Genomic DNA, 17,267 nt, shown 5'->3' with positions numbered 1-17,267 from the left:
TCAGATTGCTTGCTCATCGCAACGTATTTGTGCGTTACGTATTGCCATGACTACGTGAAGTAGAGGTAATCTTCGAACGAAGCCGCGCCATGGGGGGTGCGCTCAGGGACGACCTGTGCCACCGGAGGCTCGTTGATGAAGAGAACTTGCGCACTGCTGACGGTCGTTGCCATCGGCACGCTGGTGGTTGCCGTCGGCCCCTTGCCTGCCCGTAGTGCACCCCGGTACGCCGACGACCTGATATCCGGTACTGCGTCCACTCCCCCGGCCGACGGCTCCTTCCGGACCGGACCCGCGCTCGCGCCGGCGTGTTCGGGCGTGCCGATCAAGACCACTGACGACGCCGCGGCCGTGGTCGCCGAGTGGCCGGCGGGGACCACGTTCTGCTTCGCCAAGGGCCTGCATCGGATCAGCGACACCATCAGGCCGAAGGCCAACCAGGTCCTCGCAGGCAACCAGGGCGCCGTACTCGCGGGCTCGGTGCCGCTGACCAACTGGGCGGCATCCAAGGGTGACTGGGTCACGACCGGCGTGCTCCCCCCGGCGTACCCGCGGACCGGGCAGTGCGAGGACAACCAGGCGAACATCTGCTACCTCCGCGAGCAGGTCTTCCGCGACCGCAAGCACCTGAAGCGAGTCGCGACCCGGGATCAGGTTGCCCCCGGCACCTTCTACGCCGACTACGCGGCCAACGCGGTGTACGTCGGCGACAACCCGGCCGGGCACAAGGTCGAGATGTCGAAGACCCCCACCGCGATCGAGCCGGGCGGCACCAACGTGACCGTGCGCGGGCTGACGATCGAGCACTTCGCGACCCCGCCGCAGGGTGGGGCGGTCGTGCTCGGGCCGGGCTGGCACGTGTACGCCAACGACATCCGGTGGAACCACGCGGTCGGCGCGATGCTCGTGAACGCGGACGGCGCCGTACTCGAGCAGAACCGGATCCACCACAACGGTCAGCTCGGCGTCGGGCAGTACAGCACCGCCCGGGGCGTCATCTCGGCCAACGAGGTGAGCAAGAACAACACCGACGGCTTCTGGATCGCGGACTGGGAGTCCGGCGGGATCAAGACCACCTGGTCGAACGGCGGCTCGGTGTCGGGCAACCTGATCAAGAACAACCGCGGCGTCGGGCTCTGGAGCGACGCGTACGACGACAACCGGACGTTCGCCGACAACCAGATCATCGGCAACGCCGCGGACGGGATCCGCTACGAGATCGGCCGGAACGGCGTCATCGAGGACAACTCGATCAGCGGGAACGGTTTCGGCACCGGGCGTGGGTCGGGCCGGTCGCTGTGGGACGGCGGCGGGATCAACGTCAACACCTCGTCGAACGTGCAGATCCGGGACAACATCGTGGCCAACAACGTGAACGGTATCGCGATCCAGTCCCGCACCCGCGGCTCCGGGCCCTGGGGACGGAACGTGCTCCGCGACATCGTTGTCGCCAGCAACAAGGTGACGATGCGCGGCGGCACCACCGCGACCGGCATGGTGCAGAACTCCGGTGCGGCGATCCCGGCCGGCGCGGTCAAGCTGGACAACAACGTGTACATCCTGGACAGCCTGGCCGCGGACCGGTTCCAGAAGACGGGTTCCTGGTACACGGCCACGGAGTGGCGGGGGACCGGTCAGGACGTGACGAGTGTGTTCACGCTCGGCAAGGCGGTGCTCGACGCGACCGGCGGCATCACGATCGTGCCGCCAGCGCGGTGACGTGCCCGACCAGCAGCTCGCGGAACACCGTTGAGTCGCGCAGGTCGGGTGTGAAGACGGAGTCCACTCCGAGCAGGGCGTCGACCACCTCGCCCGGCTCGGAGGCTCCGTCGAGCGCCGCCTTCAACTTCGCCTCTTGTGGGTCATCCAGATCCGGGGTCTCCTGCACATAGACCATCCAGGCTGCCACGGCCAGGGAGATGACTTGCGGCTCGGCGCCCGCGGCCAGGCGGTCGGCGACGGTGCCGAGCATCCGCACCGGCAGCTTCACCGAGCCGTCCATCGCGACCTGGCGGGTCTTGTGCTTGAGCGCCGGGTTGGCGAAGCGCTCGATGACCGTCGCGCCGTACTCGGCCAGGTCCAGGCCGTCGGGCGGGGTCAGCGTCGGTACGACGTCCTCGGTCATCAGCCGCTGCGCCAGGTGGTGCAGCTCGTCGTCGCGGACGGCCTCGGCGATGGTTTCGTAGCCTTTGAGGGCGCCGAGGTAGGCGAGCATGGAGTGGGTGGCGTTGAGCATGCGGAGCTTGGCCTGCTCCCACGGGGCGACGTCTGCGGTGAGGACCGCGCCGGCTTGCTCCCAGGCCGGGTGGTCGCCGGCGAAATCGTCCTCGATCACCCACTGGAGGAAGGGCTCGGCGACGACCACCGCCTCGTCGCGGACGCCGAGCAGGCGGGCGGCCTCGTCGCGGTCGGCGTCGGTGGTGGCGGGGACGATCCGGTCGACCATGCTCGCCGGGAACTTCGTTGCCGCGAAGGTGTCCGGGGTCTTGCCGAGGGCATCGAAGTACTCGGTGACGAGCTTGCGCAGGAAGGGGCCGTTGGCAACCAGGTTGTCGCAGGAGACGATGGTCAGCGGGTCGGTTCTTCTGGTCAGGCCGGCGGCGAGTTGACCGACGACCGTGCGTGGTGGGCGGCCGGTGAGGTCGGCCTGGATCTCGGGATCGTCGAGGTCGAGTCCGCCGTTGGCTGCGCGGTAGCCCTTCTCGGTGACTGTGAGGGTCACGACCTTGACCGCGGGGTCCGCGATCCGGTCGACGACGGCGTCGGGGTCCTCGGGGGCCGTCAGGACCTCGCGGATGCTGCCGATCACCATGGCCGACGGGTCGCCGAGGCCGCGCTCGAGAACGGAGTACAGGCCGTCCTGCGGGGCGAGCTGGTCGCGAACGTTTGCCGACCGCTGGCTGACGCCGGCGATCCCCCACCTGGTCTCACCGCTGGCCACTGCGGCCCGCTCGGTGATGACGGCCTGGTGCGCCCGGTGGAACGCGCCGAGGCCGAGGTGCACGATGCCGACCGACAGCGCTCGGGGATCGACGGACGGGGCGACGGGAAGGTTGTCGAGGCTGAGCCTGCTCAAGCGACTGGCCTTTCGTGTCAGGGGTTCTTGGGGCCGGTGGAGGCGCGGACCACGAGCTCGCCGCGGAGGGTGGTGCGGGTGTCGACGGCTTGGTCGGGGTCGGCTAGGAGGGTGAGGAGGAGGTCTACGGCGATCCGGCCGGCCTCCTGCTTCGGGAGGCGGATCGTGGTGAGGGCGGGGCGGGCCATGCCGGACATGGCGATGTCGTCGACGCCGACCACGCTCAGGTCGCGGGGCACGTCGATGCCGCGCGCGTGGAGGCGTGCGAGCAGACCGATCGCGACCAGGTCGTTGTAGGTGACCACGGCGGTGGCGCCGGTGGCGACGACCTGGTCGGCGGCCGCCATACCGCCCTCGTACGTCGGGGCGAAGTTACCGACCGGGGCGAGCTTGGCGCGGTACTTGTCCACGGCGTTGCGGAGGCCGAAACCGCGGTGCTCGGTCGACCACGAGGTGGCCGGGCCAGCGACCCACGCGATCTTCCGGTGCCCGAGCGCGACCAGGTGCGCGACGGCTTGCCGCATCCCGTCCTCGTTGTCGTAGCTGACCCCGGGGATGCCGTCGGCGGCGCGGTTGACGAGCACGACATTGGTGTCGGAGGTGATCGCCCGTAGGTCCTCGTCGCCGGCCCGTGGCGAGCAGAGCACGATGCCGTCGACCTGCTTGGACAACGTGCGTACGAGACTGACCTCCGCCGCCGCGTCCTCGTCGGTGTCCGCGACGAACACAGCCACGTCCGAGCGCCGAGCCCGCGCCTGCACACCCTTCGTCACACTCGAAAAGAAAGGATTGGCCAGGTCGGGTACGACGAGCCCGATCGTCCCGGTCCGCCCCGTGATCAGACCGCGCGCCGCCCGGTTCGGCTCGTACCCCAGCTGCTCCACGGCGGCCGCCACCCGAGCCCGAGTCGCTGCATTGACCATCCCCGGCACAGTCAAGGCCCGCGACACGGTAGAAGCCGAAACCCCAGCCACCCGAGCCACATCCCGCAGCGTCGCCGCCACACCCACCTCCAGGGGTCACCTGGCAGTGTGCAATCGGTTGCAGCTGGTGTCAAGCGACCGTGTTTGGACAGGTTCTTGTGCGGGAGATGGAGGACTGCAATCCTTTGCAGGACTTGTTGCAGATCGAGGAGGGTTCATGGCTAAGGCGCTACAGCCGCATCCGGATCGGGCGTTGCCGGCGGGACCGGCGCGGGAGGTTGCCCGGCGGATCCATGCCTCAACCAAGGACCTGCCGCTGCTGTGTCTGCACGGGCATGTGGACATCGGCCTGTTCGCGAATGACGAGCCGTTCGGTGATCCGGCAGAGCTGCTGGTGGTGCCGGACCACTACGTGACCCGGATGCTGATCTCGCAAGGTGTCTCGCCGGACAAGCTCGGGCTCCCGCGGCGTGACGGGAAGACGACAGCCGAGCCTCGCGAGATCTGGCGGGAGTTCTGCCGGCACTGGCACCTGTTCCTAGGGACGCCGAGCCGGTACTGGCTCGAGCACGAGTTCGCCGAGGTGCTCGGGGTCACCACGCATCCGTCCGCCGAGACCGCGGACGAGCTGTACGACCAGATCTCCGCGCGGATCACCGAGCCCGACTTCCGCCCGCGGGCGCTCCTCGACCGCTTCAACATCGAGCTCATCTCGACAACCGACGCCGCCACGGACGACCTCGCTCAGCACGTCCAGCTGGCCGCGGACCTGCCCGGGCGGGTCGTCCCGACCTTCCGGCCGGACGCTGCTGTGCACGTGGACCGTCCGGTGTGGCCGGCGTTGATTGAGCAGCTGGGTGCGTTGGCCGATGTCGACACCTCGACGTACGACGGGTACCTGCAGGCGCTTCGGCAGCGGCGACAGGCGTTTGTGGCGGCTGGTGCTCGGGCGACGGACCACGGACACTTGAGCGCGGCCGCCGTACCGCTGTCTGATGCTGAGGCGGCGCGGGTGTACGCCGGGGCGTTGAAGGGTGATGTGACGGCGGAGGACGCGGCGGCGTTCGCGGGGAACATGCTGTACCAGTCGGCGGTGATGTCGGCTGAGGACGGGCTGGTGATGCAGCTGCATCCCGGCGTACTGCGAGACCACGACCCGGGGATTTACTCGACGTACGGACCGGACCAGGGGCATGACATTCCGGTTGCTACGGAGTTCACCCGGTCGCTGCGTCCTCTGCTGGAGCGCTTCGGGCACGCGGAGGGGTTCCGGCTGGTGCTCTTCACTGTCGACGAGACGGTGTACTCGCGGGAGCTCGCTCCGCTGGCTGGTGTGTACCCGGCTGTCCGGCTGGGGGCGCCGTGGTGGTTCCTGGACAGCCCTGACGGGATGCGCCGCTTCCGGGAGCTCGTCACCGAGACCGCCGGCCTCTACAACATGTCCGGCTTCGTGGACGACACTCGCGCGTACCTGTCCATCCCCGCGCGCCACGACCTGGCGCGGCGGGTCGACGCGGGCTACCTCGCGAACCTGGTAGTCCAGCACCGATTGGACGAGGACGACGCCCTGCAGGTGGCGCGAGCACTCGCCTACACCCAAGCCCGAGACACCTACCTGAGCTAACCGCCCCGCGGCCCCGGAACCGCACCGCAAAAGCAGTTGGGCGCGCATGGCCACACCACACACTCCCCGGCAGGCGGGCGCGCGAGGTACCCGCGAGACTCCCCCGCAAGCGGACACGCGACGCACACGCGAGACCCGCCAGCAGGCGGGCGCGCGAGGCACCCGCCACACTCCCACCAAGCGGGCGCGAGAGGTCGGGGGCTCACCACACGAGCGGGTGCCCAGCACCCCACCACACGAGCGGGTGCGCAGCACCCCACCACACGGTTGTGGGGTGCTGTGGTTCGGGGGCGGGCTGGTGGGCGGGTAGTCTCGCGCAATCGGTTGGTGGAAGGGATTCTGATGAGGCGCGGGGTAGTTGCGGTTGCTGGGTTGGTGTTGGTGGTGGCGGGTTGTACGGACTCCAAGGGTCAGGCGCCTACCAGTACGACCACGGTGACTGTGCCTACTGCTGCGCCTGCGGCCGCCGGGATCGAGCTGGGGGCTACTGGTCCGGCCACGGTGAAGGGCTGTCGCGGGACAGTGATTCCGGTGGGGGTTGATCCGCAGCCACAGATCGACGCGGCGCCGGCCAAGACCACCTTCTGTTTCGCGAAGGGAGTGCATCGGCTGACCAAGCCGGTGCGACCTCGGGCGGGGGACGTGCTCGGCGGCGAGGCGGGTGCTGTGTTGAGCGGCGCCGTACGGCTGTCCGGGTGGGAGAAGGATGGCAACGCCTGGGTCGTGCGCGGCGCGTTGCCGGCGCCGTACCAGCTCAAGGGCCAGTGCGAGGACAACCGGGCGAAGCCGTGTCAGCTCGGCGAGCAGGTGTTCGTCCAGGGCAAGCACCTGACCCGTGTGATGAGCCGGAAGAGCGTGCAGCCGGGGACCTTCTACGGCGACTACGACCACAACGTGCTGTACCTCGGCGACGACCCCCAAGGAAAGCTCGTGGAGCTGTCGCGGACCCAGACGGCGATCGACAAGACCGCGGACAACGTGACCGTCACCGGGCTGATCATCGAGCACTTCGCGAGCAGGCCGCAAGCCGGCGCGTTGCAGGTCGGCCGCCACTGGAAGGTGACCGGCAACGAGGTCCGGTGGAACCACGCGGTCGGGATCATGGTGATCGAGGGCGACAACACCGTCGTCGAGCGGAACTCCGTCGCCGACAACGGGCAGCTCGGCATCGGGCAGTACAAGTCGGACGGCGTGAAGCTCACCGCCAACCTCGTCACCCGGAACAACACCGACGGCTTCTGGATCGCCGACTGGGAGTCCGGCGGCATCAAGTCCACCCGGTCGAGCGGTGAGGTCAGCGGCAACGACATCGTCGCCAACCAGGGCATCGGCTTCTGGAGCGACATCGCCGAGCACGACCGCAGGATCACCGGGAACCGGATCCGCGACAACGCCGCGGACGGGATCCGGTACGAGATCAGCTACCAGGCCGTCATCGACCAGAACGTCGTCGAGCACAACGGCTTCGGCACCGGTCGCGGCTCCGGCGGGACGCTCTGGGACGGCGGCGGCATCAACGTCAACACCTCCTCCGACGTCCAGGTGACCGGCAACCTGATCAAGGACAACCGCAACGCGCTGTCCATCCAGTCCCGCACCCGCGGCGACGGCCCGCGCGGCACGTACGTGCTCCGCAACGTCACCGTCGAAGGCAACCTGGTCGTGATGACCAACCCAGAGGCCACCCTCGGCGTCGTCGAGAACAAGGGCTCTCCCACCAAGCCGGGCGCGATCACGTTCCGCCGCAACAGCTACCAGGTCGCCAACCCGAACAGCTTCGCGTACCACGGCCAGTCGATGTCCTGGTCCCAGTGGCAGCAGTCCGGCTTCGATCAGGACTCAGTGAACAGCTGACGCGCGCGCCCGGCCACGTAATCGGTCCGCGTCGCAGATCGCCGCCGCCACCAGCAGGTGCACGGTCATCGACGAGAGGTCCGACAGCCCGCTCTCGTTCAGCGACGCGGCCGTGACGTAGCCGAGCAGCAGCGCCCCACAAGCACGGATGTACGGCGTTGGCGCGCGAAGCACCGACACCCACGCCAGGATCAGCGCGACCGCGACGATCACGACGGCCAGCAGCCCGGTCTCCCAGTAGAGACCGAGCCAGCTGTTGTCGATCGCCATCACGTCGATGTCGCCCTCACCGCGCCGCAGCAGCACCCGCTTGTTGCCCAGCCCGTGCCCGATGATCGCCGTCTGGATCGACACCTTCTCGTCGAGCACCGCCTGCCAGCTCGTCGTCCGGCCGCTCAGCGAGCTGATCTGCTGCGTGCCCTGCCCGCGTAGCAACCACGCATGCAGCGACCCAATGGTCAGAAACGCCAGCCCGAGCAACGCCGGCAGCAGCAGGCTGCAGAACCGCCCGAACCAAGTCTTCCGGGTCAGCAGCAGCGCCAGGAACAAGCCGCCCGCCACCGCGGCCGCCGACGTCCGCGTCCGGCTCGCCGCGATCAACGCACCGCCCAGCACGATCAACGCCACCGCAGGCAGCGTCGACAGCTTCCGGCAGATCAACCCGATCAAAGCCAGCCCGAGCAGTACGGCGCCTACCTCGCCCACCCGCGGCGGCAGCATCGGGATGATCACGCCCTGCAGCCGGTACCCCGTCCCGAAGGACCGCAACGGCCGCCACGCCTGCGACGGCGCATAGGCCAAGCTCAGCACAACCGTTGCCCCCAGCAACACGTGCGCCCACAGGTGCGCCCGCACCAACCGCTCCGGTATCGCGATCAGCGGCCGGTACAGCAGGAACACGAGCAGTAGCCCGAGCAGGAACCGCGCCAGCCGCGTCAGCGGCCCCATAGGCTCCGCGAGCAGGAACGCTGTCGCCACCGCGAACAGCACGTACATCACGTAGAACCAGCTGGCCAGGTTGACCCGGGTCCGGAACCCCGGCTTCGTCGCCGCCAGCGCGACCAGGAAGACCGCCCCGAGCAGGAGCCCCTTCGCCATGCTGTTCGTGGACCCCGTCGTACCCTGCGGGGCCGCGACGCGCGACGACCACGGCTGCACGCCGAGCACGAACAGGCACCACAGCAGCAGCCAGAACCAGGCCGGTTTCTCGATCTCACCGGCGACTGTCCCCGGCACCGCCGGAGCCAGCCTGGTCCCTCGGTCGGCAGTGAGCATCAGCGCTGCGCGGCCGCGTCCAGCGACTTGTAGTTCAGCGGGATGCCCAGCGTCTCGTCGTGCGACGAGGCCCCGATCAGTACGACGCCCAGCACCGGCGCACCCGCGAAGTGCAGCGCACCCGTCAGGCGCGCGACGTCCATCTCCTTGTCCAGCCCGACCTGCACCACCAGCACCGACGCGTCGACCGCGGCCGCCAGCGGCGTGATGCCGTGCCGTCCGACCGAGGCGGGCCCGTGGATGACCACGGAGTACCCAGGCGGAAGGTCGGCGACGATGCCCGGCACCAGCGACGGGCCGACCGCCTCAGCGGTCTCCTCGTGGTTCAGCCCGGGCGGCAGCACGTACAGGTCGGCGACCGTCCCCGGCCGGAACAGCTTCCGCGCCCGGATCGCCCGCGTCGCGGCCGGCTCCATCACCAGGTCGGTCAGGCCCTCGTGCCCGGTCAGGTGCGGGAGCACCGGCGTACCTTCGATGTCCGCCAGCACCAGCAGTGTCTCCCGGCCGTCGCGAGCGTTCGCCTCGGCCATGGCCAGCGCGATGCCCGCGGAGTTCGGCGTCGGCGAGGCGGAGACGACCAGCAGGGCACCCGGACCGCCACCGGCGTACGCCCGCGGGTTCAGCTCGCGCCGGGCGAGCGCACCGCTCGCCTCGGCGCCCAGCGCCGTGATCTCGTACGGCGGAAGCTCCGGAGCGGACCGGTGCCAGAACCGGCGCCGCTTCCCCTCCGACGCCGCGATCACCGGCGAGCTCGCCGCCCGCGCCGCCTGGTCGCGGGTCAGGATGTACGGCGTCAGGTGCGACCGGAGCAGCGCGAGGCCGAAGCCGAGCACCAGACCGAGGATCCCGCCGACCAGGATGTCGCGCGCGACCATCGGCGACGAGCTGGCCGTGTCCGTGGTGGCCGGCGTCACCAGCTCGCTGCCGGCGCCGACCGCGGACAGCGCCTTCAGCATCGCGGCCGCGTCGTCGGACGCCTGCCGGGCCTCGGTGGCCAACCCGACCCGCTGGTCGCGGTACGCCGCGGCCGTCTGGGTGTCGCCGCGCTGGATCGCCTCGTCGATCTGGCTGACCAGGCTGCGCGACTGAGCAGTCGCGTTCTTGGACCGCGCCTGCGCCTGCTCGGCCAGATTGGTCAGCAGGGCCTTGGCCTCGTTGTTGCGCTGGGTCAGGTAGATGGTCGAGATCGCGTTCGCCCGGTCCACCGCCTTCTGTGCGGTCGGGCCGTCCGTGGTGACCAGGTAGGCGTTGTCGGTGACCGCCTTCACCCGGGTCACCGCCGCGAGGTCCTGGATGGTCTTGTCGTTGTTCTCCATCCCCAGCGACTTCACCACCGCCGCCAGCAGGGTCGGGCTCGCCATCACCCGGGCCTGGGTCTCGGCCGGCAGGTCCATGCCCAGCGGACCGGTCTTGTCCGCACCCGCGGACAGCTTCCCGACCAGGGCCGGCGGCACCGCCGGGCCGATCACCAGCTGACTCGAGGCGGTCCACCGAATGGTCTGTGAGAGCGCGAACACCGAGGCGCCGAGCAGCCCCAGCAGGATGCACCCAAGGATCAGCCACTTCTGTCGCAGCAGTGACTGGGCGGTTTCCCGCCAGACCACGGTGCCGGGTTCCATGCACTACCCCACTCTGTCGACGCCAGCGCCTCAGGATATAGGCACCGGAATGTGATCACAGCATCTCGTCCTGTGCCCTACTCTCTTCCTCGGGGGAATTGGGGTTTTCACTTCATGTCCAAGGGGGGACATCGCAGGATGACGAAACGACGTCTGTTCGCACGGCTGGGGGTCGTGGGGACACTCATCGCCACCGGGCTGGTCGTGACGCTCGCGCAGCCCGCGCAGAGCGCCGAGGCCTCGCTGTCGGCGGTCAGCAGTTCCAGCTGGCAGACCAACGCCAGCGTGCAGGGCATCGCGGTCGCGGCCGGCAAGGCGTACGCCGGTGGCCGCTTCACCAGCGTCCGCCCGCCGGGCGCCGCGGCCGGGACCGGCGAGGTCGCGCAGGCGTACCTGGCCGCGTTCGACGCCTCGACCGGCGCGCTGGTCAGCGCGTTCAACCCGGTCCTGAACGGCCAGGTCTACGCGGTGGCGGCCACCGCGGACGGATCCCGGATCTTCGTCGGCGGCGACTTCACCACGGTCAACGGCCAGACCCGGAACCGGATCGCCGCCTTCGACACCGCCACCGGTGCGCTGGTCGCGAACTGGAAGCCGTCGGTCTCGTACCGGGTCAAGTCGATCGCGGTCTCCGGGACGACGGTGTACTTCGGCGGCTCGTTCGGCCTGGTCAACGGCCAGACCCGGAACCGGCTGGCCGCGGCCACCACAGACACCGGCACGCTCCTGGCCTGGGCTCCCGACGTGAACGGCGACGTGTACGCCGTCGACGCGGCGGACGACGCCTCCAAGGTCTACGCGGGCGGCCAGTTCAGCACGGTCAACGGCACCAACCAGAACACGGTGACGAGCCTCGACCCGGTGAGCGGCGGCGTACTGCCGTTCCCGGGCGCGTCCGCCGTACCGCCGCCGAACGGGTCCTGCACGACGCGGGTCAAGACGATCGACGCGAGCGGCGACACGGTGTACTTCGGCAACGGTGGTGACGGCGGCGGCTGCTTCGACGGCACGTGGGCGGTCGACATCGCGACGAACACGCTGAAGTGGAAGAACCAGTGCCTCGGTGCGACCGAGGCCGTCAAGGTCGTCAACGGTTGGCTGTACAAGGGGTCGCACGCGCACGACTGCGCCAACCAGGGCGCCGGCGGGTTCCCGCAGGGCTTCGACTACCGCTTCCTGCTCAGCGAGAAGCTCACCGACGGCTCGCTGGGCCCCTGGTTCCCGAACACCGACGCGGACCCGAACAGCACGACCAATGTCGGTCCGCTGGCCTTCGCGACCGGTGGCAACGACCTGTGGGCCGGTGGCGACTTCCTGCACGTCAATGGGGTCGCCCAGCAGGGCCTGACCCACTTCACCAACGCTGCTCCGGGTGCAGCCCCGGCCAAGCCCGCCAAGCTGCTGCCGTACAGCGTCCAGCCGGGTGTGGTCCAGATCCACTTCCCGACCGTGGTCGACAACGACGACAGCACGCTGACCTACCGGCTGCTGAAGGGCTTCAGCAACACCACCATCGCAACCTGGACGGCCAAGTCCACGCCGTGGAGCCAGCCCTGGCTGGCGTACACCGATACGGACGTGACGCCTGGTGAGCAGACCAACTACCGCGTCGAGGTCACGGACGGCAGTACGACGATCCGCGGCAACTACTCCGACCCGGTGACGGTCGCCACGACCGCATCGACGGCGTACGACCAGATCGTGAGCGCGGACGGGCCGCAGGCGTACTGGCGTCTCGGTGAACCAGCTGGTACGACGACCTCGGTCGACTCGTCCGGACAGAGCAACAACGGCACGTTCACCGGTGTGACGCTGGGCGGCGCCGGAGCGATCGTCGGTAACACCGCGATGACGACCAGCTCGAGCACGGGCCGCATGGTCGGCGAGAAGGCGTACAGCATGCCGCAGCAGTTCACCGTGGAGGCGTGGGTGAAGCAGAGCGGCTTCAACCGTGGCGGCCGGATCCTCGGCTTCGGCAACTCGAAGACCGGGAACAGCGGCAGCGGCGGCGACCGGATGCTCTACATGCGGACGAACGGCTCGATCGTGTTCGGTGTGAACGACGGCTCCCAGCGGACGCTGACGAGCCCGTCCGGCAACAACGACAACCTGTGGCACCACGTGGTCGGCACGTACGACTCGACGAGTGGCACCGGCGCCATGAAGCTGTACGTCGACGGCATGCTCACCGGCAGCGCCGCGGTCGGACCGGCCTCGCTGTACTACGGCTGGTGGCGGGTCGGGTACGACCTGACGAACTCCTGGCCGGGCGGTGGCGCGACCCAGACCGGGATGGGCATCGACGAGGCGGCGGTCTACCCGTACGCACTCAGCCCGGTCCAGGTGCAGTCTCACTACAGCGCCCGCTAGGGCAAGAGATCAGCCGGCCGGCTGGCAGTTCTGGCACAAAGTTGTAACGCGCGCGGGGGTCCGCCTTCCAGTCGGACTCCCGCAGCGCTAGTGTCCGACGCTGGTGCGTGATGAGGCGCGCGCTGACTGATCCCCCGCCCAGTCGAAGGACGTTGATGAAGAAGTTAATTTTGGCCGTTGTCACCGGTGCGGCCGTCCTGGCCGCCGCGCTGATCCCTTCGGGACCGCCGGTGCAGGCGGCCACCCCGGGGTTCGCCTCTGCGGTGTCGGCGATCAAGCAGATCTCGTGGCAGACGAACAACAGCGTGAACGCGCTGGCCGTCGCCGGGAACACGGTGTTCGCCGGTGGCCTGTTCACCCGGATCCGGCAGCCAGGTAAGCCGGCCGGCCAGGGGGAGGCCGTCCGTACGTACGTCGCCGCGTTCAACCGCACCACCGGCGCACCGACCGCGTTCGCTCCGTCCGTGAACGGCCCGGTGTACGCCGTGGCCACCAGCCCGGACGGCAAGTGGGTCATCATCGGCGGTGACTTCACCGTGGTGAACGGCCTGAAGCGCAGCAAGATCGCGATGTTCAGCGTCGCCACCGGCAAGATCGTGCAGGCCTGGGACCCGGTCGTCGCGGCCCGGGTGAAGGCGATCGCGATCTACGGCAACAGCGTCTTCGTCGGCGGCGCGTTCGGCACCATCGACGGCGCGGTCCGGAACCGGCTCGGCGCGGTCCGGCTGATCCAGGGCGACCTGCTGCCGTGGAACCCGAACGCGAACGACGACGTGTACGCGATCGACGTGTCCGACAACGGCACGCGGGTCTTCGTCGGTGGCCCGTTCAGCACGATCAACGGCAAGGACCACTACTCGCTGGCGATGGTGAACAACACCACCGGCGCCGCGTTCTCGATGCCGGCCGCGGCCGCCATCCCGAAGCCGACGGTCAAGTGCACCACCCGGGTGAAGGACATCGACACGCTGGGCAACAAGGTGTTCGTGTCCAACGGCGGCGACGGCAGCGGCTGCTACGACGGCATCCTGGCCGCCGACGCGACCACGGGCCAGCTGCTCTGGCAGAACAAGTGCCTGGGCGCGACCGAGGCGATCCTGGCGATCGGCAACTGGGTCTACAAGGGCTCGCACGCGCACGACTGCACCGCCTCGCCGAACGGCTTCCCGAACGGCACCGGCACGCACTACCTGCTCGTGCTGAGCGGCATCAACGGCAACATCGGCCCGTGGTTCCCGAACACCGACGCCAGTCAGACCAGCACGACGAAGGTCGGTCCGCTGGCGATGGCGGGCGGCCCGGCCGACGTCTGGGTCGGCGGTGACTTCCTGCACGTCAACGGCACGGTCCAGCAGGGCATCACCCGGTTCACGAACACGCCCGGCGGTGCCGCCCCCGGCAAACCAGGGGCGCCGGTGCTGACCGCCACGACGTCCGGCCGGGTGTACGTGAAGTACGCCGACACGTACGACCTGGACAACCTGACACTGACGTACAACGTGTTCCGCGGGTCGACCAACGTCAACTCCGCGCAGTACACGTCGTACTTCTGGCAGCCCCGCAAGGCCTACACCGTCCAGGACCGCGGCCTCAAACGCGGCTCGACGTACACCTACCACATCGAAGTCCACGACGGCCGCAACATCATCAAGGGCAACTCGGTCAGCGTAAAGATCCCTTAACCAGAAGAAACCAATAAAAGAAAATTTAGAGTGGTGGCCGGCCCAGGCGATCGACCGGAGGTTGGTCTGCACGCCGGCACCGCGCAGGCCCTCGGGCCGACCGCCACATCGAAGAAAAGAACAGAGATTTAGAGTGGCGGCTGGCTTCGGTGACCGACTGAAGCTTGGCCGTGCGATGTCAGTGCGTCTGAACGCACATCGACCCACCGCGACAGAAGAATTGGAGTTTCCACGCTTCAATAACTTCGCGCAGGTGGGTCGATGCATGTTCTGACGCACCGGCATCACGCAGAGAAAGTGGCCTATTCAAAAGTCACCAGCCGAGGCCCGACGGCTTGTTCGACGGCTGATCGCGGGGTGGAGACGGTGCGGTTGACGGTTTGTTCGTGACCGGTGCCAGCCGCGTTCGGTGATCGCGCGGCGGTCGTGGCGGCCTCCCGCGACCGGTGTCGACACGGCGAGCAGGGCGCCGTCGGTGGACTGGCGGCACCCAGACAAACCTCCGGCCGGTCGCCGAGTCAGCCACCACTCTAAATTTATCTTTTCTCTGTTCTTTTTTCCTTAATCTCTTTTCCTGAAAGCCTAGCTGAGACTTCTGAATAACCCGCGAAGTTGCGGCCGACCACTGAAGCCCGCCACCCCTCTAAATCTCTTCTTTCATGCCCTTTCTTCAATCTCTTTTCTGAAGAGCCTGCCCCGCCGGCCCGCTCGGGCCAGCCGCCCCTCTAAATCTCTTCTTCTTGCTGCTCTTTTCTTTTGGCTCTTGTCGTGAGGGTTCTATGTGGTGCTGGTGCGGCGGTGGGCGGTTATGGCTTGGTGGGCTTCGTTCCACCAGAGGAGGAGGGTGGCGAGGGAGGCGCTGGCTAGGCCCCAGGCTGCGCCCTTGGGGCCCCAGAGGAAGGCGCCGCTGATGCCGCAGGTGATCAGGATTACTGAGCTGATCAGGCGGACGCGGAGGCCGCGGGTGGCGGCGGTGAGGGCGCGGAGGATGGCGAAGGCGCCTGCGTTGGAGGCGCCGAGGGCCTGGAGCAGGATGACCGGGATCAGGACCGTGTGGGCCTGGTTCCAGACACCGGGGCCTAGGAGTTCGCGGCCGACGACGGGCGGGAGCAGCAGGAACACGGCTCCCCAGGCCAGTGCGCCGCAGCCGACGCCGAACGAGATGGCCAGCCCGACCAGCCAGAGCCGTCGGTACGAGTGCCGCAAGGCTCTGGAGGCTTCGGGGACCGAGATCATCCGGATCCCCTGGTTGAGCACGTTCACCGGTCCCAGCAGCACCTGGGCGCCGCGGATGCCCGCTGTCGCGGCCAGGCCGGCCGCGGCGGTGATGCCGAGCATGTAGACCTGGATGGTGCCGGAGACGGCGAGCATCTCCCCGACGTACTTCGGACTCAGGTCCCAGTTGCGCTTGACCCATTCACGGATGAGCTGGCGTCGCGGTGCGACTCCGGCCTGGAAGCGGCCCGCGACCGCGGCAACGACCGCACCCAGTCCCCAGGCCAATGTCAGCGTGAAGGCCGAGGCGGTGTCGGTGAGGTACAGGCCGCCCATGATCGCCAGCATCACCAGCAACCAGATGAGGTCGTTCAGGAAGGCTTTGCGACCCTCCCCCACGACGAAGAAGGCCCAGCGCCAGGCGTCCTGGAGGAGCAGCCCAGGCATGGTGAGGGCGAAGGCGACGAGGACGCCCTTCGAGGGGACGGGCGGAACAGCCGCGATCCCCAGACCCACCAAGAGACCTAGGAATCCGGTGAGAAGGGCCGTGGCGGTGCTCGCCCGGACGGCCCGTTGCCAGTCAGGAGTGCGGGTACCGGAGTGGCGTACTGCCAATGGCTCGGTGGCTACTGCTCTGGAGACGTTCAGGGCGATGGTGTAGCCGCCGAAGGCGAGTGCGTAGATGCCGAAGTCGGCGACGGTGCTGGAGCGAGCTACGACGACGCCTACAGCGAGGTTGCTGAGGCTGGAGAGAGCCTGGTCGGCCAGGCCCCAGCTGGCGCGGCCGGCCGGGCCGCGCAGCCGCTTCAGCTTCAAGAAACCGGCCGCGGCGGCCGGCGCAGTACGCCGACCACGAAGCGCGGGATACCCAGCAGGTACCGCCGCCAGAGGCGCTTCGGCTCCTTGTAGAGCCGGTAGCTCCACTCCAGCCCGGCCCGCTGCATCCACAGCGGCGCACGGTCCAGCCGCCCGGTGTGGAAATCGAACGCGGCACCGACACCGACCAGGATGGTCGCGTTCAGCCGGTCGCGGTGGTCAGCCATCCAGCGCTCCTGCTTCGGCGCGCCGAGGCCGACCCAGACGATGTCCGGCCGGGCCTCGTTGAGCCTGGCCACCATCTCCGCGTTCTCGGCCTCGGTCAAGGGCCGGTACGGCGGACACTCCACGCCGACCACCTTCAACGCCGGGTGCCGCGCCTGGAACCGCTCGCGCAGCTCCTCCGCCACACCCTCCGCGCCGCCGTAGAAGTACTGCGTCCAGCCGCGCTCGGCCGACTCGGCCAGCACCCGCTCGAGCAGGTCCGGACCGGCGACCCGGTCCATCTCCTCGAAGCCGGCCTTCTTGCCGGCCCAGACCAGCGGCATCCCGTCGGGCACGGTCAGGCCGGACGTGTTGTAGACCTCGGTCAGCCGCTCGTCCGCGCGGGCGTGCAGCAGCGCGTTCATGTCGGTGACACAGACCAGCTGCCGGTCGCCGTCGTCGATCCAGCGCGCGAACGTGTCCACGGTGTGGTCGGGATTGGTCACGCTGACGTGGATTCCGAGCACGTCCACCCGAGTCGCAGCCGGTGCTGCCGTGTGCAGATCAGCAGGCATGTCGGTGTGCAGATCGGTGTGCAGATCGGTCATC

The 17,267-nt window shown here is 68.7% G+C and carries 11 protein-coding genes; 5 read left to right on the top strand and 6 right to left on the bottom strand.

The genetic code is table 11. The features are described 5' to 3' along the window. The first annotated feature begins 135 nt into the window (after positions 1-135). Positions 136-1,719, top strand: coding sequence for a right-handed parallel beta-helix repeat-containing protein (locus AB0E69_RS36210; protein ID WP_360157078.1), 1,584 nt, complete (start codon positions 136-138; stop codon positions 1,717-1,719). Here AB0E69_RS36210 and AB0E69_RS36205 read toward each other — a convergent pair. Further along, positions 1,694-3,076: a mannitol dehydrogenase family protein gene (locus AB0E69_RS36205; RefSeq protein ID WP_360157075.1), complete on the bottom strand. Its 1,383-nt coding sequence runs from the start codon at positions 3,074-3,076 to the stop codon at positions 1,694-1,696. The two genes, AB0E69_RS36210 and AB0E69_RS36205, sit on opposite strands and share 26 nt — an antisense overlap. A 17-nt stretch (positions 3,077-3,093) precedes the next feature. Then, complete coding sequence (locus AB0E69_RS36200) at positions 3,094-4,059, bottom strand: LacI family DNA-binding transcriptional regulator (protein WP_360157666.1); 966 nt, start codon at positions 4,057-4,059, stop codon at positions 3,094-3,096. Between the two features lie 157 nt (positions 4,060-4,216). Between AB0E69_RS36200 and uxaC the strand changes: the two genes are divergently transcribed. Together uxaC and AB0E69_RS36190 are read left to right on the top strand one after the other, a co-directional pair. Then, the gene (gene uxaC, locus AB0E69_RS36195) at positions 4,217-5,623 is read left to right on the top strand and encodes a glucuronate isomerase (protein ID WP_360157073.1); all 1,407 of its coding nucleotides are present in this window, start codon (positions 4,217-4,219) and stop codon (positions 5,621-5,623) included. Positions 5,624-6,154: 531 nt separating this feature from the next. After that, positions 6,155-7,477, top strand: coding sequence for a right-handed parallel beta-helix repeat-containing protein (locus AB0E69_RS36190; protein ID WP_360157070.1), 1,323 nt, complete (start codon positions 6,155-6,157; stop codon positions 7,475-7,477). On the opposite strand, the gene AB0E69_RS36185 is transcribed toward AB0E69_RS36190, so the two are convergent. Together AB0E69_RS36185 and AB0E69_RS36180 are read right to left on the bottom strand one after the other, a co-directional pair. Further along, complete coding sequence (locus AB0E69_RS36185) at positions 7,463-8,752, bottom strand: hypothetical protein (RefSeq protein ID WP_360157067.1); 1,290 nt, start codon at positions 8,750-8,752, stop codon at positions 7,463-7,465. The genes AB0E69_RS36190 and AB0E69_RS36185 overlap by 15 nt on opposite strands. After that, on the bottom strand, positions 8,752-10,371 hold the full coding sequence (locus AB0E69_RS36180) for a Wzz/FepE/Etk N-terminal domain-containing protein (RefSeq protein ID WP_360157064.1): 1,620 nt from the start codon (positions 10,369-10,371) through the stop codon (positions 8,752-8,754). Before AB0E69_RS36180 ends, AB0E69_RS36185 begins: the two co-directional genes overlap by 1 nt. A gap of 138 nt (positions 10,372-10,509) precedes the next feature. Between AB0E69_RS36180 and AB0E69_RS36175 the strand changes: the two genes are divergently transcribed. Continuing rightward, positions 10,510-12,741 carry a LamG-like jellyroll fold domain-containing protein gene (locus tag AB0E69_RS36175; RefSeq protein ID WP_360157062.1) on the top strand — a complete coding sequence of 744 codons (2,232 nt, stop codon included), beginning with the start codon at positions 10,510-10,512 and terminating at the stop codon, positions 12,739-12,741. 155 nt (positions 12,742-12,896) lie between these two features. Continuing rightward, complete coding sequence (locus tag AB0E69_RS36170; protein ID WP_360157059.1) at positions 12,897-14,423, top strand: fibronectin type III domain-containing protein; 1,527 nt, start codon at positions 12,897-12,899, stop codon at positions 14,421-14,423. A gap of 777 nt (positions 14,424-15,200) precedes the next feature. On the opposite strand, the gene AB0E69_RS36165 is transcribed toward AB0E69_RS36170, so the two are convergent. Then, complete coding sequence (locus AB0E69_RS36165) at positions 15,201-16,454, bottom strand: hypothetical protein (RefSeq protein WP_360157057.1); 1,254 nt, start codon at positions 16,452-16,454, stop codon at positions 15,201-15,203. Continuing rightward, on the bottom strand, positions 16,451-17,266 hold the full coding sequence (locus tag AB0E69_RS36160) for a WecB/TagA/CpsF family glycosyltransferase (RefSeq protein WP_360157054.1): 816 nt from the start codon (positions 17,264-17,266) through the stop codon (positions 16,451-16,453). The genes AB0E69_RS36165 and AB0E69_RS36160 overlap by 4 nt, the downstream gene beginning before the upstream one ends. Between the last annotated feature and the right edge of the window lies 1 nt (position 17,267).

Source organism: Kribbella sp. NPDC026611 (genome assembly GCF_040638345.1).
Lineage (GTDB): Bacteria > Actinomycetota > Actinomycetes > Propionibacteriales > Kribbellaceae > Kribbella.
This window is presented reverse-complemented; position numbering and strand designations above follow the sequence as displayed.

Bases quoted from the DNA above. Each gene is read 5' to 3' on its own strand.
- AB0E69_RS36185 (WP_360157067.1), bottom strand. From the start codon at position 8,752: ATGCTCACTGCCGACCGAGGGACCAGGCTGGCTCCGGCGGTGCCGGGG.
- AB0E69_RS36160 (WP_360157054.1), bottom strand. From the start codon at position 17,266: ATGACCGATCTGCACACCGATCTGCACACCGACATGCCTGCTGATCTG.
- uxaC (WP_360157073.1), top strand. From the start codon at position 4,217: ATGGCTAAGGCGCTACAGCCGCATCCGGATCGGGCGTTGCCGGCGGGA.
- AB0E69_RS36210 (WP_360157078.1), top strand. From the start codon at position 136: ATGAAGAGAACTTGCGCACTGCTGACGGTCGTTGCCATCGGCACGCTG.
- AB0E69_RS36180 (WP_360157064.1), bottom strand. From the start codon at position 10,371: ATGGAACCCGGCACCGTGGTCTGGCGGGAAACCGCCCAGTCACTGCTG.
- AB0E69_RS36170 (WP_360157059.1), top strand. From the start codon at position 12,897: ATGAAGAAGTTAATTTTGGCCGTTGTCACCGGTGCGGCCGTCCTGGCC.
- AB0E69_RS36175 (WP_360157062.1), top strand. From the start codon at position 10,510: ATGACGAAACGACGTCTGTTCGCACGGCTGGGGGTCGTGGGGACACTC.